Origin of the sequence: Mesorhizobium sp. M0029, from assembly GCF_040323735.1 — a bacterium.
Taxonomy (GTDB): Bacteria; Pseudomonadota; Alphaproteobacteria; order Rhizobiales; family Rhizobiaceae; genus Mesorhizobium.
Genome location: NZ_JAMYVF010000013.1, coordinates 149,278 through 168,913 on the forward strand (window position 1 = coordinate 149,278; position 19,636 = coordinate 168,913).

The following is a 19,636-nucleotide window of genomic DNA, read 5'->3' on the forward strand; positions in this document are numbered from 1 at the left end:
CCGTTTCCTGCGATCAGCGCTGGATGAGCGGACGCCGGAAGCCGGCGTCGCGGCCCGCGATCAGCCAATAGACCAGACCGGCTACGAGGCCGGCGGCGGCGATGATGCCGATATCGGCCCAGCGTCCGGCATCCTCTTCCGCGGCCGGCCAGACCAGGAAAAAGCCGGCTGCAGCGGCAGCGGCGCCAAACAGCATGTGCACCAGGAAATTGCGCAGGGCAAAGAATTCGGCGAGCAGCGCGAAGATCAGCGTCTGCAGGCCGGTCAGCACGATCGTCAGGAAATAGACGACCATGCCGAGCGGCGGCCACAGCAGCACGACAATGGGCGAAAATTGCATGGCGCCGAAATAGTCCGGCGCGTTGGGCAATACGGCGAGTGCGCAATATATCGCCACGACCGCGAACAATCCGATCAGCACCGAAACGAAATAGCCGGCAAGCATCATCAGGATGCGCTTCAAAACATGCTTAACCATGGCCATGCACCCCCGTGCCCTGCAACTGTTACGCGCACTCAGCCATCAAAGGCGGATCGGCGCAAGAGTGCATCCAGCAGTGCTTTGCGGCAAATCTTCAGGCGCCGCCGCATAGATGTTGCGAATCCGGCAAAACCCATGTGCCTTTTATCGTGAGGTCGACGCCGTAATAGACCCGCCCGCGCTCGTCGCCCTGCGGACAATCCCTCGGGAATCGATATCAGGCACATGACGACAGGATCGCCGGCTTTCGAACTGGCAAGGCCAGGCTCCCGCTCGTAGGAAACCCCGGCGCCGCCATTGCTGAACCGCGCCAGGCTGCCGGCTTCAGGGCCGGCGGTTTCCAGCGGGTCGTCGCCGAGCCGCGTCGTCAGCGCGGTGATGTGGGTCAAGGCGCATTGGCCGATCGACGAGGGCAGGCGATGGTCGGGGCTGCCCGGATGGCGGGCCGCGGTGTCGAGCGCCTTCTTGCCGATCAGGGCGATGTTGTAGTCCTGCACCCAGGACGGCGCATTGCCGTAGGTCTGCAGCGCGTTGTTCTGGGCGCTGACGATGCAGGCAGCATCCTGCCCACAGGCGTTCCTGTCGGCGATGAGCGCACGGGCGATCTTGCGCTTGTCGCCGCCAAAGGCTGGCTCGAAACCCGTAAAGGCCTCGGCCACCAAGGCATCAATTGCCGACAGTTGCGGGTCGGCACAGATCGCCTTTTCCACCGGCAGGCTGGCTTTGCGGCAATCGAAGGACGGCCCGTCGGCACGCGCTGGACCAAGGCAGACCGCCGCGCCAGCCAGTGCGACGACAAGCGCAAGCGAGTTGGCAATTCGATTGGAAGAAAGCATGGTCGCAACGTTGTCCGACAACTGCCACCATCGTAGGCAAAAAACGTGGCGGACGGAATTGCCGAAGCGGTGCGGTATCGGCGCTATTTCGGTTCGGCGGTCACGGGATCGAAGGTGATTTCGACTTTCGCCTTGTCGGCGGTGTAATAGGTGACGGTGTACCCATCCTTGTCCCAGTCGACCTCCTTCACATAGCGAAAGCCGTCGCGCTGCTCGACCTTGGCGATGATTGCCGACAGTTTCTGGGCATTCGTCGGCGGCAGTGGGCTGTCATCCGCGGCAAAGGCCGTCGAGCCGGCCAGAAGAACGACGACACCGGTCGCCAGAACAAGATTTCGCATGATTACCCTCATTTCACGTTGGTATGAACCGCACCGGAAACTCGCAGGCAGCACAGTTTGTTCCGAGAGCTGACATCGCGCAGCTTCCGTGAAGCCCTGGATCGCCGCGCTCAGAGCGACGGCACGCCCATATTTGAGCCAACCGCCGGCCAACCATGAGTGCTGCCACGGCCCGCGCTGGACAACCCGATGGTGGTAGAGCTTTGCCAAAGACCCTGCTAGACTTCTGGTCCTGGCGGGGTGGCATGGCGCGCCAACCCCGCCGGAATCTTCATCTCTCAGCGCGCGGCGAAGTGTTTCAGGAACGGGTCGTCGCCTGTGCTGGACCAGAACCAGAAAGGGAGCGGGGGCTCGAACATGGCTGTACGGAACTACACCCGTCAGCTGGCGACAATCATTTCTATCGATGCCGTCGGGTTCTCGCGGCTGATGGGCATCGACGACGAGTCTGCAGTCGCGGCATTCGAGGAACGGCGCGACATCATCGCCGACAGCTGTGGCACATTTGGCGGCCGCACGTTCGGCGACGCCGGCGACAGCATCATGGCCGAGTTCGGCAATCCGATCGAGGCGTTGCGCGCGGCCTTTGATTTCCAGGGCCGCATCGTCGCCCTCAACGCCGAGGTTGCCGACGATATGCGCATGCCGTTTCGCGCCGGCATCAACACCGGCGACGTCATCGTGCGTGGTGGCCGCCTCTACGGCGACGACGTCAACATCGCGGCGAGAATCCAGGAATTCGCGCCGGGCAACGGTCTCGCCGTTTCGGAGACGACCTGGCACCATGTGAAGGACAAGACGGCGGCCGAATTCACCGATCTCGGCGAATTCATGCTGAAGAACATCGCCTTGCCGGTGCGGGTTCTGATCGCCGGCCGCAGCGGCAACGGATCCTCGCCGGCGGCGTCGTTCGCGGCCATTCCCCAGGCCAATGCGCAGCAGAAGCTGTCGTCCAAGGGGCCGCCGGCGATCGCCGTCCTGCCCTTCCACGCCGATGGCGGCGAGCATGACATCGGCTACATGGCCGACGGCATCGCCGAGGACATCATCTATGGTCTATCCAACACCAGATGGCTCTCGGTCATCGCCAAGGGCTCCAGCTTCCAGTTCCGCGACGACACGCTGGGCACGCGCGTGATCGGCAACGCGCTCGGCGCGCGCTACATCGTCAGCGGCACGCTGATGCGCAATGGTGGCCAGATCCGCCTCAACACCTCGCTGGCCGACGCGTCCAACGGGCGGCTGGTGTGGTCGCAGCGCTTCGATCGCGATCTGGTCGACATCTTCAACCTGCGCGACCAGATCGGCGCTGAGATCGTTTCGATCCTCGACAAGGAGGTCGACCGGGCGGAACAGGCACGCACCTTCCAGGTTCCCTGGGAAAGCCTGGAGACCTGGCAACTGGTGCGACGGGGCCGCTGGCACATGAACCGGCGCACCCGCGGCGACACCGAAACCGCACTCGAGTTCTTCCAGAAGGCCTACCGCGAGGACGCCAACTCGAGCGCCGTGCTCAACGAACTGGCGTGGTGGTATTTCTGGCGGGCATGGCTGCGTTTCGGCGACAGCGACGATTTGAACAAGGTCGAGCAGTTTGCCCGCAAGGCGTTGCTGGTGGACAGCCTGGATGCGCGCCCGCACGCCCATCTCGGCGCCGTCGACATCATGCGCGGCGAACCGCGGTCGGCCGTCGACCATCTCGAGGAAGCGATCCACATCAATCCGAGCTTTGCCTTCGCGCGCTCGGCCATGGGCAGCGCCCAGCTGCTGCTCGGCAATGCCGCGTCAGCGATACCGTTCTTTCTCGATACCGAGCGATTGAGCCCGTTCGACCTCTACCGCTTCCACAATCTGGGGGAACTGACGGCGGCCTATTGTCTGGTCGAGAACTGGCCTGCGGCGATCGCTGCTGCCGATCGCTCGCTCAACCTGTCTCCCGGCTATTTTTATTCCAGGTTCCTGAAGATCGGCGCGCTGATGCGAAGCGGCCGGCCGGAACAGGCGCGGCGCGAGATGACCATTTTCACCACCCGGCATCCCGATTTTTCAGAACAGCGTGTGCGCTGGATACCATTCACCGACAAGGCCGCGAACGAGATCCTCGTCGCCAATTTCCGACTGGCCAAATGAACATGGCGTCAATGCTGGCTGGAACATGGACCAACTGTGAAAAGATTCACATACGTGCAACCGATGCAAACCTAGGCGTTGAACGGCCGGCATCGCAATAACGTGGATAGCCGGGGGGCTTGAACGCGCATGACCGAACTGAAGTATTTCGACGCTATTCGCGTGGCCCAGAAAAACCAGCGCCCGCTGTCGGAAATGCCGCCGTTCGATCTCGGCCGGATCCGCAAGACAGGGCTGATTGCGCGCATCGTCGGGTCTCTGGCCGAAGACCCCCGCTGGGCGCTTTCCCTGTTGCGGCGTATCCGCCCGACCGGCAAGCTCTTCGGTGTTCTGGTGGTCACCAAGAACGCCGATGTCCGCGACATATTGGAGCGCGGCGACGAATTCCAGACCCCATACGGCCCGGAAATGACCGAGTTTGCCCGCGGATCGAACTTCATCCTCGGCATGCAGGACGGCGCCGACTACCGGCGCATGAAATCGTCGGTGCTGAGTGCATTCCCGCCGGCCGAGGTCGAAGCCGCCGTCAGGCCGATCGCGGCGCGTCATTCGCAAGAGATCATGACGCGCGCCAGCCCCGGCTTCGATGCGATCTCCAGGTTGATGAAGATCGTCCCGGTGCACATCTGCCGCGATTATTTCGGCGTCGAGATGGACGATGAATCCGAATTCGCCGACTGGGCGATCGCGCTGAGTGCGCTGTTCTTTTCGGACCCGACGGCGAGCCCCGTCATGCGCGAACTCGCAGTGGTGGCGGGCGACCGTCTTCTCAAAGTCATCGATCGCTCCATCCAGTCGGCTAGGGACCGGGGCTTGAAGGCCGAGCAACCGCTGGCGAGGCTGGTTGTCCAGATGGATCAGGGCCGCCTGTCGCGGGATGACCTCAATTCGATCATGCTGGGCATGATCGCCGGCTTCGTCCCGACCAATGTGCTGGCCGCCGGCAATTGCCTCGACGTGATCCTGTCGCGGCCCGACGCACGGCAGGCTATCGATGCCGCATTGGCCGAAAACGATACCGCCAAGCTCGACAGGGCCGTCCTTGAAGCCATGCGCTTCAAGCCGATCTGGGTCGGCCCCTGGCGCTACACGGCCCGCGACGCGATCATCGGCAAGGGCACGCGCCGCGAGCGCCTGGTGAAAGCCGGCACGGTGGTGATGCCGGCGACGCTGTCGGCGATGTTCGATGCGGACGCCGTGCAGAACCCGGACCAGTTCGACACATCGCGCCCGCATCGCGACTACATGGTGTTCGGCCACGGCATTCATCAGTGCATCGGCGCCGAGATCGCCAGGATCCAGATCGGCGAAAGCCTGCGCGCCCTGTTCCAGAAGCAGGGCGTGCGCCGCATGCCCGGCAAGGCCGGGCGGATGACCCGCATCGGCGCCTATCCCGAAACCCTCAAGGTCGATTTCGAACGGGCAGAACTCTGCCGCACCGTAACGCAGTCCATGGTGACGGTGGTCTGCCCGGTCACCCGATCCGCGTCGCTGGATGCTGTCCGCGACAAGGTTGCCAGCCTCGGCAACCCGGCCGTCGAAGATATCCGCACCGCGCTCGACATTGCCGGCACCGTCCACTTCACCAGCCTGACCGTGGTCGGCACCGGCGAGATCGGCGCTGATTCCGGTCGGGAAAAAGGAGCTCTGGTTCTCGAGATTTCCGGTGACGGCAGCATCGACGATGTCATCGATGCGGTCACGCACGCCATCGGGCACCGGCTGCGGCCGATCTTCAAGGATGTCTGCGATCTGCGCGATGGCGGCGCATTGAACGATTTCCTGCGCAAGCACAATGTCGACATATCGCCGTCCTTCGGCAGCAATGCCGGACTGGTGTTTTCGGGCACGCCGGGGCACTCGGTCCAGCGTATCAAGGCCGAGCAGCAGCTTTTCGAAGCCGTGCGCGACATCGTCGAGCGGCCACGCAAAGGCGCCGGCAACGCTCCTGCCGTGCTCGCTGAAGTTCGCCAGCATGTCCAGTCATTAGGGACGTTTGCCTGGGCGTTCGAGCCGGCCGAGAGCCTGCTGGAAAAGCCGCCGGGTCATTGGGGCCGTGCCCTGATGACGACGTTGCTGGTACCACCGGTCTTCGTCACGGTGGCGATCATCTGGGCTGCTTGCTGGTACATGACCTACAGTGTGGTGTTCGGCAGATCTATCGACATCAGTTCCCAGGAAATCTCCTTCACCGCCATAGCGGTAGCAATCACCTCACTTCTGTTGTCGGGACTTGGAGTGTTGGTGGCAGCGGCGCTGCTGGCGTTTTCGTGCTTGCTGGCGCTGCGACGCCGCGAGGACAGGGATCGGCCGGAAAGCACATCGATCGGCATATCTGAATTGAACGCGATACTCGTCAAGGAGGGCCACGCGGCACAAAACCATCTGACTGCGATTTCGACGATGAAGGCCGGCATTCTGCGGCGGCTGGCGCTCAGGTTTTCTTTCTACCTGATCTCGATAGCTGCCCAGAAGGTATTCAAGCCAGGCTTCCTCAACACCATCAACACTATCCATTTCGCCCGCTGGATACTGCTGCCCGGCTCCAACCGATTGATGTTCTTCTCCAACTACGGCGGCAGCTGGGAAAGCTATCTTGAGGACTTCATCGCCAAGGCGTCCGCTGGCCTGACCGGCGTGTGGAGCAACACCGTGGGCTATCCACGCACACGATGGCTGTTCCTGGACGGCGCGCGCGACGGCGATCGTTTCAAGCGCTGGGCGCGGCGCCAGCAGGTGCCGACCCTGTTCTGGTACTCCGCCTATCCCCAAATCAACACAGAGCGCATCCGGATCAATTCCCGGGTCAGGCGCGGCATTGCTTCCGCCGTCGGCAACGAGGCGCGCGACTGGCTGAGCTTGTTCGGTTCGCTACGGCGCCCGGCGAGCGAAACAACCACCGTTCAAAAGACCACTTCGCTGCTGGCCAATATCAGCTCTGCCTTTCCGGCGCCTCTCGAGCAGCAGCTGGAAACCGGCGAGATCCAGTCCATCTTCTTCGGCCCGCTCGGCCCGCTCGCTTATTCGCATATGCTTGCGATCCGGGTGCCGGACAAGTTGCCGGCGCCCAAGCGCAGAGCCTGGCTCGATTTCGTTGTCGAGCAGACGAGTTTCGGCGAAGGCAGGCCCGCCGGGCGAGCTATGATAGTCGCCTTTGGTCCCGGTGGCCTGCGGCAGTTTGGGCTCGACGAGGGTGTGGAGGGCGATCCACTGGAAACATTTCCGATCGCCTTTCGCCATGGCATGGGCAATCCCGAGCGTGGGCGCATACTGGACGACCGAGGCCGCGACGGCCCGGACGAATGGGAGTGGGGGTCGTTGGAAAACCCTGTGGACCTAGTCATCGTCTGCTATGCTGAAGACCCGGGACGGTTGAAGACCGAGATTGCCACCGTGAGACGAAAGACGACCGGTGCAGGCATGAAGGTCGTCGCCGAACTGCCGCTCGCCGTAAACCGGGGTCCGACCGACACGAAGACGAAATCGTCCGACGGGGCAAAGCGTGACGATCGGTCGGAACGTGGGCCAGCCTACGAGCATTTCGGTTTCGCGGACGGGATTTCGCAGCCGATTGTCCGGGGCACGACCCGCGCCAGCAGGGGCGCCGCGCCCATGCATCTGGTCGCGCCCGGCGAGTTCCTGTTCGGCTATCGTGATGAGCATGGGTTCTATCCAGCCTCGCCCTCGGTAAGCGCATCACGCGATCGGACCGGAATCCTTTCGCAGGTGCGCCGTAGCCGGTTGATTCCGGGCCTGCCGCCACCGCCGCGCGATTTCGGGCGCAACGGTTCATTCCTCGTTATTCGCCAGTTCGAGCAGCACGTCGACGTCTTCAACAATTACTGCAAAAAGGCTGCAGCCTTGGTCGCGAGCCAACTCGGCAACCAAGCCATCACGCAAGACTGGATTGCCGCCAAGATGCTCGGCCGCTGGCAGAACGGTAGCTCGCTGGTGCGCAACCCCGATCATCCGGGACGCGTCATCGACAACAACTTCGCCGCTGGCGCCGAGGATCCGCAAGGCCATCGCTGCCCGCTTGGTGCCCACATTCGCCGTTCCAACCCACGCGACTCGCTGGGTGAGGACCGCGATACGCAGATCAATATCGGCAAGCGCCATCGTATCCTGCGGGTCGGCCGTACCTATGAGAAGCAGGACGGCAAGAATGGCAAGGTCGAAAAAGGGCTGCTGTTCATGTGCCTCAACGCCGACATAGAGCGCCAGTACGAATTCATTCAGCAGACCTGGGTTTCGTCGGCCACGTTCCAGGGCCTCGTCGCTGAAAAGGACCCGACGATTGGTTCGCGCAGCGGTGATGGCAGGTTCACCATTCCGTCATGGGAAAAGGTCACGACGCTCCGTGACATGCCGCAATTCGTCACCACCAAGGGTGGTGGATACTTCTTCATGCCCAGCCGCTCGGCGCTGCGCTACCTGATCTCGCGGCTCTGAGTCTTAGCCGGGGCTGATTCGGGATCGGCGTCAGTCGTCGTCCTGCGATTCGGCGATATGGCGCAGCGCCCCGGTGTCGGTGATGCGCAGGCCGCCGCGTTTGATGGCAATGAACGAGCGGTTGCGCCAGTCGTTGAGCGTTTTGTTGACGGACTCGCGCGTGGCGCCGAGGAACTCTCCGAGTTCCGATTGCGAGATCGGGATCCAGCCGGCGCTGTCGGCCATCACCTTGGCCAGGAAGACCAGGCGTTTGGCGAGCCTCGCCTCGATGCCGAAGAAGGCCTGGTCGCCGAGTTCGCCGCTGACCCAGCGCAGCCGGGCGCACAGAAGTTCGATCATCGCGCGTGCCAGCGGTGGATTTCTCTCAATGCGATCAAAGAGTTGTGTCCTGCTGAGCGAAACCAGCTCGCAAGCGGTCAGGCAGATGGCGGTGGCGGTGCGTGGCCGCCCGTCAAGCGCGCCGATCTCGCCGACGAGGCTGCGCGACAGCTCGATATTGGCCACCAGCTTCTGCCCGCCAGGCGAATAGATCGAGATTTCCACCGTGCCGCTCATCACCCCGTAGATCCGGTCGGCGGCATCTTCCTGGACGAACAGATGCTGGCCGGCGGCGTAGCGCTCGACCTTGCAGCCGCTGAACAGGATATCGAACAGCTTTGGATCGATGCGTGCCAGGCGCGGCAGATCGTTTCTGTCGTTTGGGCCGCCAAAAGCCATGTTCCAAATTCCCAATTGCCGCAATCGGCGAAGTTTAAGGGCCGAAGTCTAAGGCAAGAGTGCACCGCGTCAAAGGCCGGCGTTCATCCCTTGCGATTACGCCTTCTAAAGGCGTGGCGCAGTGGTCGCGCCCAGTGCCTGGCTCGTGCCGGGCGGAAAGCCGCCTGCACGCGCGGCGGGAGGAGCCGCGCGTGCAGGCGCCAACTGATAAAAATGGATAGGTGATAAAATTTCTGTAAAACCGAGCGGCCGCAATGGCCCTTCCACCCGTTGCGATAGCTGGGCGCAAACAGCGTGAGCGTCTGTGACGGAGATCACATACGGCATCGCTGAAATAATGCGAGCGTCATACATCGCGCGAGCGACTGCGGCAAAGAGACATGCCGACGTTGCGCTTCGGTCATCTTCGACGCGAGTTGATTTGTTTCCTTGCCTGCCGGTCAGAATTGCACCAGTCTAAAATGGGGCAATACATTTCTTTACTTCGACAGAACCTTTGGGGGGCGACTATGCCGGTCAGCAGAGAGCAGCGAATCCGTCAATATCTCGATCTCGTCACCGGGGGCGAGGGGACTGAATCGGTCCTCGGCAACATGGAGACGATGGCAGGCGGCGGCCTGGAATCCCTTGCGCCTGCGGAAGCCGGCAAGACGGAGGCGGCGTTTGAATCGGCGCGCGCTGGCATGGAGAGCCTCGCGCGGGGCGCCGAAGTCGCGCCCGAGCAGCTTTCCGATCTGGAAGCCATAATCATCCCGGAGTTGCGGCCGGTCTATGACATCAAGGATGGCACCTTTACGACGCTGACTTTCGACGGCGCTCCGACACCTGGCCATTCGCTGTGGACGAAGCTTACCAGCGAGGCCGCATTGAAGCAGCGCATCGAAGCCGCCCTGCCGGCGATCGGGCGCATCGAACTGTTGTGGAACACCAATATCCCTTACGGCGGCACGGGCTTCGTCGTCGGCCGCAACCTGCTGATGACTAACCGTCATGTGGCGCAGATATTTGCGGACGGCCTTGGCGACCGCAATCTGCAATTCATCAACGGCCGCGCCGCCGGCATCGACTTCAAGCGCGATTCGGCGGCAGGAAACGTCTTCAAGATCCGCAATGTCCGGATGATCCATCCCTATTGGGACATGGCGATCCTCGAAGTCGAAGGCCTGCCCGACAACATCACGCCGCTGTCGCTCGCGGTCGCCGACGCGCGCGATATGCTGCGCCAGGAAGTCGTCGCCATCGGCTATCCCGCGTTCGACAATCGCAACGCGGTCGATGTCCAGAACGAGCTCATGCGCAATCGTTTCCAGGTCAAGCGCCTGCAACCGGGCATGCTGCAGGGCGGCTTCGATACGGAGAGTTTCGGCAAGATCGTCAGCGCGGCGACACATGATTGCTCGACCACTGGCGGCAACTCCGGCACCGCCATGATCAACCTCGCCACCGGCGAGGTCGTGGCGCTGCATTTCGCCGGCCGCTATCTCGAGCGGAACTACGCCGTGCCCACCGGCGCGCTCGCCAACGACCAGCGTGTCGTCGATCTCGGCCTCAATTTCGCCGGCGCCGCCAGCGGCGGCCCCAACGATTGGGGCGCATGGTGGAACAAGGCGGACACTGGGTCGCCGGCCGAGGGCGTAAACCTGGTTGAAGTCGGCGGCGTCAAGCAGATCCCGGGCGTCGCCACCCAGACGCCTCCATCCGGAGGCGTCGTCGTTTCGCCGGGCGGCAGCGTCACCTTCGAAGTGCCGTTGCGCATCACCGTCTCGCTCGGCGCAACGCCTGCCCATGAAGCGGTCACGGAATCGGTCGATCTCGAAGCGGCCAAGCCGACCCCTCCAGGCGGCGCATTCGTTCCCAAAACGGTTGCCGACTATGCCGGCTATAAGGGCTACGATGAGAAATTTCTCTCTGGCGGCACCAAACTCGCGCCGGTCGTTGTGCCCATGCCTGAGGCCACCGACCTCTCCGTGCTGGCGCCGCTCAAGGCCGGCGGCACGCAACTCGACTACCAGAATTTTTCGCTCAAGATGCACGCCAAGCGGCGGCTGGCGCTGTTCACCGCCTCCAACGTCACCGAGGAGAGCAATCTGCGCGAGCCGGAAAAGGGCCGCAACTATTCGCGCGGCGGCCTGTTCAGCGAGCGCTGGTTCCCGGATCTGCGGCTCGACGACAAGTACCAGATCCCCGACGTCTTCTACACCCAGGATCAGGGCGCCTTCGACAAGGGCCATATCGTCAGGCGCGATGACGTGGCCTGGGGCAGCACCTTCGAGCTGCTGCTCAGGGGCAATGTCTGCTCCTTCCATGTCACCAACTGCTCGCCCCAGGTCGAAGGCTACAACCGCTCCGACAGCGGCGAGAAGAACTGGGGGGATCTCGAGAATCACGTCCTGTCGGAGGCGGCGAGCGAGCGGCTTTGCGTCTTCGCCGGGCCGGTCCTCGCCGATGATGACCGGACCTTTGCCGGCAAGGGTTCCAAAGGCACCAGTCTTCGCGCGCCGGTGCCGCGCCGCTTCTGGAAGGTGGTGGTCGCCCGCGTCAGTGACGGCATCGCCAGTTATGGCTTCGTGCTCGAACAGGATCTGTCGGACACGGAGCTGGAGTTTACCGTCTCCGACGAGTTCATCGGCGCCATGTACCCGCTGACCGAAATCTCCGAAATGACCGGCGTCAGCTTCGACCAATCGTTGATCGATGCCGACCAGTACGAAACGGTTCGCGGCACCGAAATTGCGATGCGGGCGGGATCACGCAAGCGGAAGAAGAAGGCTTAGGGTCGGAGGGAATCCCATGACCGAATGGACGCAATCCGAACTGAACAGTCTCAACCGCATCCTCGCCAACCTCTACCCGATGATCGGCGACGGCGTACGTGTTGCCAAAGGTGTCGGTCTTTCGACGGCCCAGATCGCCTTTGACAACAAGGCGATCAACAACTGGTTTGCGATTGTCCAGCGCGCAAAGCAGGAGACCAGGGCCGACGACCTCGTCGCCTTTGCACTCGAAGAGAATCCCGGCGACCAGGCACTGCTGCAGGCAAAGCAGCACGCCCCGCCTCCGCCGGTCGAAGGCCCCGCGACCGCCAATTGGAGCGGCGCGACGGCGCCGGCCCAGCTCGAAAAAATCCTTGGCGACAAGAGTACGCTGGTGCCGATCAGCTATCTGGAACTTGGCCTCATCAGGGCAAGATCGGTGGTGCGCATCAAGCGTGCGGATGGCAGCTCCGGCACCGGCTTCATGACCACCGGGGGGATACTGATCACCAACAACCATGTCTTGCCTGACGGCGCTTCATTGGCGGGCACGGTGGTCCAGTTCAACTATCAGCGCACCGTTGCCGGGCTCGACGCGCCGCTCGACCAGTTCGACATCGACATCGCCGTGCCTCTTCGTACCTCCAAGGACAATGATTGGTCCGCCGTCCGCATCAAGGGCGATGCCTCCAAATGGGGCGAGTTGGAATTGAAACCCATGACCGTCAAGGCCGGCGACCATGTCAACATCATCCAGCATCCCGGCGGTGCGCAGAAACAGATTTCGTTCGTCGCCAATGTCGTGGCCTTCGTCGGCGGCGGCCGCGTCCAGTATCTCACCGACACACTGCCGGGTTCGTCGGGCTCGCCGGTCTTCGACACCGACTGGAACCTGATTGCGCTGCATCACAGCGGAGGCTGGCTCACCGAGCCCAACGCGCCTACCAAAAGCACATATTATCGCAACGAAGGCATTGCGATCGACACCATCATCCAAGACCTCGCGGCCAAGCCTGTGTAGATGGTGAGCTATGCAGACCGATGGCGCAGCTCGATGCGCGGCGATTTGGGACTACGGCATGTAAATTTTTTCGGATGTGACGGTTTATAACGCCACACACCAAACACCAGGGAGTTCAGAGATCAGCGCCTATTTCGACCTCAGGCTTCAACTGGCTGATCTCTACCCATTGCCTCCCGATTGGTTGCAGGTAACCAAGGACGCTGGGATCGTCGCTGGCGCCATCAACCTCCAGGGCGCGGCGCTCACAGTCTGGTTCAACATCCTCGACTATGCCTTGACCAAGAAGCTGTCGCAGCCGCTGATGAACACTGTCGTTCGGCAAAATCCGCAATGCGCCGCAATATGCAAAGCCTATCTGGATGAACTTGCCGCGGGCGAGAAACCGACGCCCGAACTGCCTGGCCTGACCACCGACGATCGGGTCAACACCGCGCTCGCAGGCTTCAACGCCGTCAACCAGCAGCCCAAGGACATTCAGGCGCAACTCGCCGCTGGCGATGGCCTCACCACCGTCGCCAGCCAGATCGATGTCCTCAAGACCTACAAGGACCTGCATGACCACCTGCAGAGCTTCCAATATGGCATCGGCAGCTTCCAGACCTTGCTGGTCGCCGCCCGCGACATGGGGGCCGACCTGGAACAGGTCCGCGTCCTGCGCAATTTCCTCAAAATATTGAAGCTCTTCTGTGTCTCGATCGGAGAGTCGGTCATGGAGCTGCCGGCGGGGCCGGCGCTTCACGATATCGAGCAGGCCTGGCTCGACGACCTCAAGGCGGCTGCGATCAAGTTGCAGGCTGCCATCGATAACAAGTCTCCGGACGCCTACGACGCGCTGTTTGACGTGCGCACCGTGCTGCGCGTCGTGCCTTCGCGGCTCAACCAGCAGATTTTCGTTACCGCGAAGAATCTGCCGTTCGGGCTTCTTGCCACCGGTCTCGACACGATAGCCGGCAAGCTTCCAGCAGGTGCCCCGGATGTTCCTTTGATAAAGGCTGCGCATGATGCGATCATGGTGCTGTCGTCGACCATCTATGCGCGCGTCGTCGAGCATAAGCTCTGGCAGGACGTCGACAACAAGCTGGCCAGCCTCACCGACATGATCGAGCCGATAGAAGAGGGCGCCGCGGCGGACAAGTCGCTGCCGTTCCAGTTTTCGCCGCTGTGGCGAAACCTGGAAGTGAAGGTCAAGGTTCTTGCCGATCTCGATCCCAATGGCGCCTGGCGAACGACGCTCGTCGACTACTCCACCGACGTCAACGACCAGCTATCGCGCGAGACCGTCGATACCGCCTTCATTCTTGCCTTCGAAGCCTATCGGGACGAGGCCCAGCAACGCTTCGTCCAGGTCGATCTGGCGCTGAAAACGGAATGCGCCTCGATCGTCCGCGTCAGCACGCCTTTGCATAAGATCATTGAGGACCTGGGGCCATGAGCGATGAACTTGCGACAGGCACGGAGACCGAAACTCCGGCCGATTTTATTTCGCTGAGCGACATCCGGATCGCACATCTCGAGCTGATGCGCATCGCCAGCAGCAATGAAGCCGTCGACCCATCGATGAGCCGCAGCGACAAGGCCGGCGCCGAGACGACGGAAGCCAGCATCGACAACACGGCCCCCGATGCGCAGGCCATCCGCGACTTCCTGGCCAAGGCACGGCGCGCCGGCAGCACCATCGCGCGGGAATCCGACCGGCGCGCGGCGCAGCGCATACTCGATTATTGGTCCGCCGAACTGGTCACGCGGCCGGGCATCACCTCAGCCGACGTCAGCCCGGCGCGGCTCGCGTCTTTCGCAGGTGGCGGTGGGCTCGAAACAACAGAGCCAATTGCCGTCGCGGTTGACTCCGAATCGGCATCGCGTGAAATCAACGATTCAGGAACGGTCGCCATCGCCGTTCCTGAATCAATGGCCGTCGCGACCAAAGACGGTGCCGAATCCGGCGACGGCTTCGCATCGGACGACGAACTGAGTTCGGACGAGCTGACCGAGCGCTTTCGCATTCGCGTGGCCGCCCAGGCGCGGCAATGGAAGAACACCGGCTATCCCGGCTATCTCCTGCGCGGCGAAGCGCTGAAGGAGGCGGCGGAGCTGCCGCAGGGGCCGGACATCGCCGAGTTCGTCGAGGCGAGCGCCAAGGCGGAGACCGACAGCCAGAAGCAGCGCGATCGCAGCAAGAATATATTGATCGCGCTGTTTGCCATCCTGGCCGCGATCCTTGGGGCAACCACCTATTTCGCCTACGTCCAGAGAAATGACGCTGTTGACGCGCGCAAGGATGCCGAGACGACGGCCAGTGAGGTCGCAAAGCTCAATGGAAAGCTTTCCACCGCCCTTGAAAAGACGGAAGACGCACGCCAGCGAGCCGAGGCTGCACTTGCCGTTGCCGAGAAGAAGGCGGAAGACGCCGCCAAGACGCTGGCCGAGCAGCAAGCCACGCAGGCCACTTTGCGATCCGCGATCTTGCTTGTGGTCGAACAGCTCAAACTCGGCAGCGTGTCCCTGGACAAGTTGGCGCCCGATTTGCGACAGGGGGTGCTGGTCGAGCTGGCCGGGCAGGTCAAAAGCGGCGAGGTCGCGCTCGACCAATTGCCGGCGCCGCTGCGCGCCGCGCTTGAACCGCTGCTTGGCAAAGACATAGACAAACAGCCTAACGTTCTTTCGGGATACAAGGTCGATTTCATAGGGGCCACGATCGGCTTGCCCAGGATAACCGACGACCTGGCCAACGACGCCGTGGCGCCGCCGCTTGATTACATCAACTACTCGCTGGTCATGGGCCGAACTCATCGCATGGCCATCTATTCGGCCGTCAACCTGGATCGGTCGCAGAGGTTGCCGCTGCAATTCACCGCCAGCAGACTGAAACCCGACAGCCGATTGTCGGTCGACTACCAGCCTCGTCCCAACTGGTACTTTCGCGCGGACCGGCCCTGGCTGGCGGCGCGATTTGCAAGTGCCAGCGACATCGCCTGGGGTCCGGAGTTCGCCGGCGATCCGGCAACGGCGGCGCTCAAGCTGGCGCAGTATGCCTCTTTCCTGCCAAACACGATGCCGCAGCCGCGTACTTTCTACGGCAGCCGATGGGTGCCGCTCGAAAACTGGGTTCGCTCGCAGCACAATCCGCTCGCCAATCGGGTGACCATCTTCAGTGGTCCTGTCTTCCGGCCCGCGGACCAGCCGGTCGACGGCGTGCCGGTCCCTTATGCCTATTGGAAGCTCGCGGTGTCCTCGGTGTCGGCGGCCGTGAAGGGAGAGGTGAGGGAGCCGGAATTTGAGGTCGATGCGTTCTTCATTCCAGCCGACGCTACGGGGGCGTTCAACGTCGAGCAGTATCGGCTCCCGGTTGCCGAGCTTGAAAGGCTCACGAGCCTCAATTTCGACCCTCTCATCGAATGGACGGATTCACTGAAGAACCGCGGCCCCAATGGAACCGCGGCCGACGAACTGGCGGCTCGCGTCAAGCTGCTCGACGGCGCAAATGATGCACTGCGCGGTGACCTGATTGCCGTCCTCGAAGACGCAGACCTTCCGGTGGTCGAACGGCAGAAGATCGTCGCGGCTCTCGTCGAGATGGCCGGCCTGCAAAGCATAAGCGGGCTGACACCGGCGGGGCGCCGCAACGTGCTTGAGACCCTGCTTGGGGTACCGCCTGAATTGTGGGAACGCCCGGACTGGCTGGCTGTGTTTGCCGGCGCGCGCCGGGCGGTTGCCGATCTCGCCCTTTCGGCAGCCGACGGCCAGACTGTTATCGGTGAGCAGGATCGCAACGCACTCAACACGCTGAAGGACCGGCTGCGTATCCAGCAGAGCCCACAGACGGTTTACGTCCAGTTCGCCGGCATGGCGCGCGAGGACGCCGGGGCGCTTTCCGCAAAAATGCGGGCCTTGGGCTGGGGCATTCCAAACCCTGGCGAAGAACGTGTCGCCGCTGCCGCCGGCAAGAACGAAGTTCGCTACAACCCCTACAACGACGCCGACCGTGGCGCCGCCGAACTGCTGGCCGCCGACCTCACGGTTGCCGCTGGCCGACTGGTGACAGCCCGTGCGGTGCCGATCATCAAGGCCAACACATTGGAGATATGGACCAGCATATAGAAACACTGAAGGCCCGAGCGGGGCGAAGACAAGGGCGCGTAAAAAAGCCGCGATGCGCCGCTCACTATCGTCGCGACAAATACGGGCTGTTCTCACTCCAGAGGTTTTTACATGCGCACGCGTCACGCCGTCATGCTTGCACTTTCCGCGCTTTGCATTCCAGCCGTCTCCATGCCGCTGCAGAAAGCCAACGCGCTGGAGCCTGAAAAATACACGGTCTATTGCGCCAACGATCACATCGAGGTTTCGTTCTGGGATCTCGAGCAGATGAAGGTGCGCAACGGCTCCGATGTCTGCCAGTTCCAGAGCTACACGAGCTACTCAAGCGCCTTGAAATTCGCGCAGAAGAATTTTGGTGGGGAAGGGGCGAGTTGCAGCTGCTAGGAGTGCTGGCTTGGAGTGCGCTGTTCAGGGAAAGAAAATGGTGGGCGATGCAGGGATTGAACCTGCGACCCCACCCGTGTGAAGGGTGTGCTCTCCCGCTGAGCTAATCGCCCGCTCGTTGCCCGAAGGCCAAGCGAGCCGCGATATAAGGGAGGCAGGGTTGTGAAGTCAAGGCGATGCGCCGGCCTTCTGTGCCTGAAATAGGCGAGGGCAGGCGCTGCCGCGCAATCGCCCGTTTCGCTCAGCCGGCCGCAGCTGCAATCAGCCGTTCCGCCAGGTCGAGCGTCAGCGCGTCGAAATGCGAAATCACCGCCGACGGCTCGAATTCTCTGACATGGCGGTCGGTGTAGCCGAAATCGACGGCGACCACCGGAATGCCGGCTGCCTTGGCGGTGTCGATGTCGGTCTGCGAATCGCCGACCATCAGCGCATGATGCGGATCGCCGCCGGCGAGCCGGATGGTCTCGGTCAGATGGCGCGGGTCGGGCTTGCGGAAGGCGAACGTGTCCTGGCCGGCGATCGCGGCGAAATGCTTTGTCAGGCCGAGCGCCTCGATCAGCGCTTTCGAATTCGCCTCATATTTGTTGGTGCAGATGGCGAGCAGATAGCCGGCCTTCTCGAAGCGGGCGATGGCTTCGACGACACCGGGGTAGGGGCGCGACTTGCCGGGGATGTTGAGTGTGTAGTGGTCGAGGAACACCTTCAGCAGCCTGTCGTGCTCCTCCACCGCCAGCGATTTCTGCTGCGCGGTATGCGCGCGCTCGATCATCACCCGTCCGCCCTGGCCGACAAAACGCCGGAAGCCGGCCTCGTCGACAGCGGCAAGCTCGCTGGCGGCAAGGCTGTGGTTGAGGCTGTCGAGCAGATCCGGCGCCGTGTCGATCAGCGTCCCGTCGAGGTCGAACACGATGATCGGTTGGGTCATGGCCTGTCCTGTGGCTGATGCATTGCAGGCAGGCGATAGCGGCTGCGCTTCTTTCAGGCAAGCCGGTGCGAGCCAAAGTCTTTGACCCTGCGGGCAAAAGTGCTAGGAGCGCGCATCCAGAAAAATCAGAACCAAGCCAAACCCCTGGGGCGAGCATGGATGCGAGGCAGTTGAAAGTCGAGGCCGCGCGGGCAGCCCTTGCCCATGTCAGCGACGGCATGCGCATCGGCATCGGCACCGGGACGACGGCCGACGAATTCGTGCGGCTGCTGGCCGAAAAGATCGCCGCGGGCTTGACCGTCATCGGCGTGCCGACGTCGGAGCGCACTGCAGCCCTTTGCCGCGAACTTGGCGTGCCGCTGTCGACGCTTGAGGAAACGCCCGAGCTCGACCTTACCGTCGACGGCGCCGACGAGATCGACGCGGCGCTGACACTGATCAAGGGCGGCGGCGGCGCGCTGCTGCGCGAGAAGATCGTCGCGGCGGCATCTCAGCGCATGATCGTCATTGCCGATCGCTCGAAGATGGTCGACACCCTTGGCCAGTTTCCCTTGCCGATCGAAGTCAACCGGTTCGGCCTGCGCGCCACCGAAATCGCGGTCGCGGCAGCGGCCAAAAGTCTCGGCCTTTCCGGCCCGGTTACATTGAGGATGACGGGGGGCCAGCCTTTTGTTACAGACGGCGGCCATTTTATCCTCGATGCATCTTTTGGCCGCATTCCGGATACAAGAGCGCTTTCGAATGCTCTCCATGCCATTCCTGGTGTGGTCGAGCATGGTCTTTTCATCGGGCTGGCGTCAGCGGCCATCATCGCCGGCGGCGACGGCATCCAAACCGTCCATGCCGCCCGAAAACCAGGGAGTTCTACCGATCATGATGTTGCATAACCGGGTTCGCAATCTTTGCGCCGTTCTGGCGGCTTCGGCCGTTTTCGCCTTCTCTTCCCCGGCGTTCTCGCAGGAGATCACTGAATCGCATCTGAAGGCGGCACGGGCGGCGGTCACGGCAATCCACGCGACCGACTCGTTCGACAACATCCTGCCGCAAGCGGCGGCCTCGCTCGAGCAGCAGCTTATCCAGAAGAACCCTGATATGCAGGAGCTGATCGGCAAGACCGTAAGCGAGAAGGCACTGGCGCTGGCCTCGCGCCGTGCCGATCTGGAGAAGGAAGCAGCGCTGGCCTATGCCAAGGTGTTCTCCGAGAAGGATCTCACCGACATCGCCGCCTTCTACAATTCCGATGCCGGCAAGAAGCTGCTCGACAACGGCCCCAACGTGACGCGCGAACTGGTCAAGGCCGCCGACATCTGGCAGAACGGCCTGGCGCGCGATCTCGCCCAGCAGGTCGGCGAAACGCTGGCAGCCGCCGCGAAGGCCGCTGCTCCGGCCGCGCCTGCGCCGGATAACGCAACTGCCCCCGCCGATGGCGCTGCACCTGCCGACGGCGATGCGCCCGCAGACGGTGACCAGCCGGAAGCGCCGAAGAACTAAGACG

Annotated in this window: 14 protein-coding genes and 1 tRNA gene; 9 read left to right on the forward strand and 6 right to left on the reverse strand. The window is 62.6% G+C overall.

Annotation, left to right across the window (positions count from 1 at the left end; genetic code table 11):
- Positions 1-13: 13 nt before the first annotated feature.
- The 3 genes from NKJ76_RS21555 to NKJ76_RS21565 form a co-directional block, all read right to left on the reverse strand.
- Positions 14-484: a hypothetical protein gene (locus tag NKJ76_RS21555; protein ID WP_023668992.1), complete on the reverse strand. Its 471-nt coding sequence runs from the start codon at positions 482-484 to the stop codon at positions 14-16.
- 32 nt (positions 485-516) lie between these two features.
- Positions 517-1,191, reverse strand: a complete 675-nt coding sequence (locus tag NKJ76_RS21560; RefSeq protein ID WP_352538311.1) for a lysozyme inhibitor LprI family protein — start codon at positions 1,189-1,191, stop codon at positions 517-519.
- A 209-nt stretch (positions 1,192-1,400) separates the two neighbouring features.
- Positions 1,401-1,658, reverse strand: a complete 258-nt coding sequence (locus NKJ76_RS21565) for a PepSY domain-containing protein (protein WP_023668990.1) — start codon at positions 1,656-1,658, stop codon at positions 1,401-1,403.
- A 357-nt stretch (positions 1,659-2,015) separates the two neighbouring features.
- On the opposite strand from NKJ76_RS21565, the gene NKJ76_RS21570 reads away from it, so the two are divergent.
- A complete protein-coding gene (locus NKJ76_RS21570) occupies positions 2,016-3,788 on the forward strand; it encodes an adenylate/guanylate cyclase domain-containing protein (RefSeq protein WP_352538312.1) in 1,773 nt (590 codons plus the stop codon).
- A gap of 129 nt (positions 3,789-3,917) precedes the next feature.
- On the forward strand, positions 3,918-8,240 hold the full coding sequence (locus NKJ76_RS21575) for a cytochrome P450 (protein ID WP_352538313.1): 4,323 nt from the start codon (positions 3,918-3,920) through the stop codon (positions 8,238-8,240).
- A 30-nt stretch (positions 8,241-8,270) separates the two neighbouring features.
- Here the strand turns inward: NKJ76_RS21575 and NKJ76_RS21580 are convergent, their stop codons facing one another.
- Positions 8,271-8,957, reverse strand: a complete 687-nt coding sequence (locus tag NKJ76_RS21580) for a Crp/Fnr family transcriptional regulator (RefSeq protein WP_023668987.1) — start codon at positions 8,955-8,957, stop codon at positions 8,271-8,273.
- Positions 8,958-9,466: 509 nt separating this feature from the next.
- Here NKJ76_RS21580 and NKJ76_RS21585 point away from each other — a divergent pair.
- The 5 genes from NKJ76_RS21585 (at position 9,467) to NKJ76_RS21605 (ending at position 17,216) form a co-directional block, all read left to right on the forward strand.
- A complete protein-coding gene (locus NKJ76_RS21585) occupies positions 9,467-11,731 on the forward strand; it encodes a DNA/RNA non-specific endonuclease (protein WP_352538314.1) in 2,265 nt (754 codons plus the stop codon).
- Positions 11,732-11,747: 16 nt separating this feature from the next.
- On the forward strand, positions 11,748-12,731 hold the full coding sequence (locus NKJ76_RS21590; protein ID WP_352538315.1) for a trypsin-like peptidase domain-containing protein: 984 nt from the start codon (positions 11,748-11,750) through the stop codon (positions 12,729-12,731).
- A 169-nt stretch (positions 12,732-12,900) separates the two neighbouring features.
- Positions 12,901-14,166 (forward strand): hypothetical protein, encoded by a 1,266-nt coding sequence (locus NKJ76_RS21595; RefSeq protein ID WP_156940988.1) that lies wholly within the window; start codon positions 12,901-12,903, stop codon positions 14,164-14,166.
- Positions 14,163-16,832: a DNA/RNA non-specific endonuclease gene (locus tag NKJ76_RS21600; RefSeq protein WP_023805164.1), complete on the forward strand. Its 2,670-nt coding sequence runs from the start codon at positions 14,163-14,165 to the stop codon at positions 16,830-16,832. The genes NKJ76_RS21595 and NKJ76_RS21600 overlap by 4 nt, the downstream gene beginning before the upstream one ends.
- Positions 16,833-16,943: 111 nt before the next feature.
- Positions 16,944-17,216, forward strand: coding sequence for a hypothetical protein (locus NKJ76_RS21605; protein WP_023691329.1), 273 nt, complete (start codon positions 16,944-16,946; stop codon positions 17,214-17,216).
- 38 nt (positions 17,217-17,254) lie between these two features.
- On the opposite strand, the gene NKJ76_RS21610 is transcribed toward NKJ76_RS21605, so the two are convergent.
- Both NKJ76_RS21610 and NKJ76_RS21615 read right to left on the reverse strand, forming a co-directional pair.
- Positions 17,255-17,329: transfer RNA gene (locus NKJ76_RS21610), tRNA-Val, on the reverse strand.
- A 128-nt stretch (positions 17,330-17,457) separates the two neighbouring features.
- Positions 17,458-18,141 (reverse strand): phosphoglycolate phosphatase, encoded by a 684-nt coding sequence (locus NKJ76_RS21615; protein ID WP_023691328.1) that lies wholly within the window; start codon positions 18,139-18,141, stop codon positions 17,458-17,460.
- A 155-nt stretch (positions 18,142-18,296) separates the two neighbouring features.
- On the opposite strand from NKJ76_RS21615, the gene rpiA reads away from it, so the two are divergent.
- Together rpiA and NKJ76_RS21625 are read left to right on the forward strand one after the other, a co-directional pair.
- Positions 18,297-19,028: a ribose-5-phosphate isomerase RpiA gene (gene rpiA / locus NKJ76_RS21620; protein WP_023691327.1), complete on the forward strand. Its 732-nt coding sequence runs from the start codon at positions 18,297-18,299 to the stop codon at positions 19,026-19,028.
- Positions 19,015-19,632 carry a DUF2059 domain-containing protein gene (locus NKJ76_RS21625; protein WP_023668979.1) on the forward strand — a complete coding sequence of 206 codons (618 nt, stop codon included), beginning with the start codon at positions 19,015-19,017 and terminating at the stop codon, positions 19,630-19,632. Before rpiA ends, NKJ76_RS21625 begins: the two co-directional genes overlap by 14 nt.
- The last annotated feature ends 4 nt before the right edge of the window (positions 19,633-19,636 follow it).

What these genes read in the sequence shown, in the direction of transcription:
- NKJ76_RS21555 (WP_023668992.1), bottom strand. Translation starts at nt 484, where the DNA reads ATGGCCATGGTTAAGCATGTTTTGAAGCGCATCCTGATGATGCTTGCC.
- NKJ76_RS21565 (WP_023668990.1), bottom strand. Translation starts at nt 1,658, where the DNA reads ATGCGAAATCTTGTTCTGGCGACCGGTGTCGTCGTTCTTCTGGCCGGC.
- NKJ76_RS21570 (WP_352538312.1), top strand. Translation starts at nt 2,016, where the DNA reads ATGGCTGTACGGAACTACACCCGTCAGCTGGCGACAATCATTTCTATC.
- NKJ76_RS21575 (WP_352538313.1), top strand. Translation starts at nt 3,918, where the DNA reads ATGACCGAACTGAAGTATTTCGACGCTATTCGCGTGGCCCAGAAAAAC.
- NKJ76_RS21580 (WP_023668987.1), bottom strand. Translation starts at nt 8,957, where the DNA reads ATGGCTTTTGGCGGCCCAAACGACAGAAACGATCTGCCGCGCCTGGCA.
- NKJ76_RS21585 (WP_352538314.1), top strand. Translation starts at nt 9,467, where the DNA reads ATGCCGGTCAGCAGAGAGCAGCGAATCCGTCAATATCTCGATCTCGTC.
- NKJ76_RS21590 (WP_352538315.1), top strand. Translation starts at nt 11,748, where the DNA reads ATGACCGAATGGACGCAATCCGAACTGAACAGTCTCAACCGCATCCTC.
- NKJ76_RS21600 (WP_023805164.1), top strand. Translation starts at nt 14,163, where the DNA reads ATGAGCGATGAACTTGCGACAGGCACGGAGACCGAAACTCCGGCCGAT.
- NKJ76_RS21605 (WP_023691329.1), top strand. Translation starts at nt 16,944, where the DNA reads ATGCGCACGCGTCACGCCGTCATGCTTGCACTTTCCGCGCTTTGCATT.
- NKJ76_RS21615 (WP_023691328.1), bottom strand. Translation starts at nt 18,141, where the DNA reads ATGACCCAACCGATCATCGTGTTCGACCTCGACGGGACGCTGATCGAC.
- rpiA (WP_023691327.1), top strand. Translation starts at nt 18,297, where the DNA reads ATGGATGCGAGGCAGTTGAAAGTCGAGGCCGCGCGGGCAGCCCTTGCC.
- NKJ76_RS21625 (WP_023668979.1), top strand. Translation starts at nt 19,015, where the DNA reads ATGATGTTGCATAACCGGGTTCGCAATCTTTGCGCCGTTCTGGCGGCT.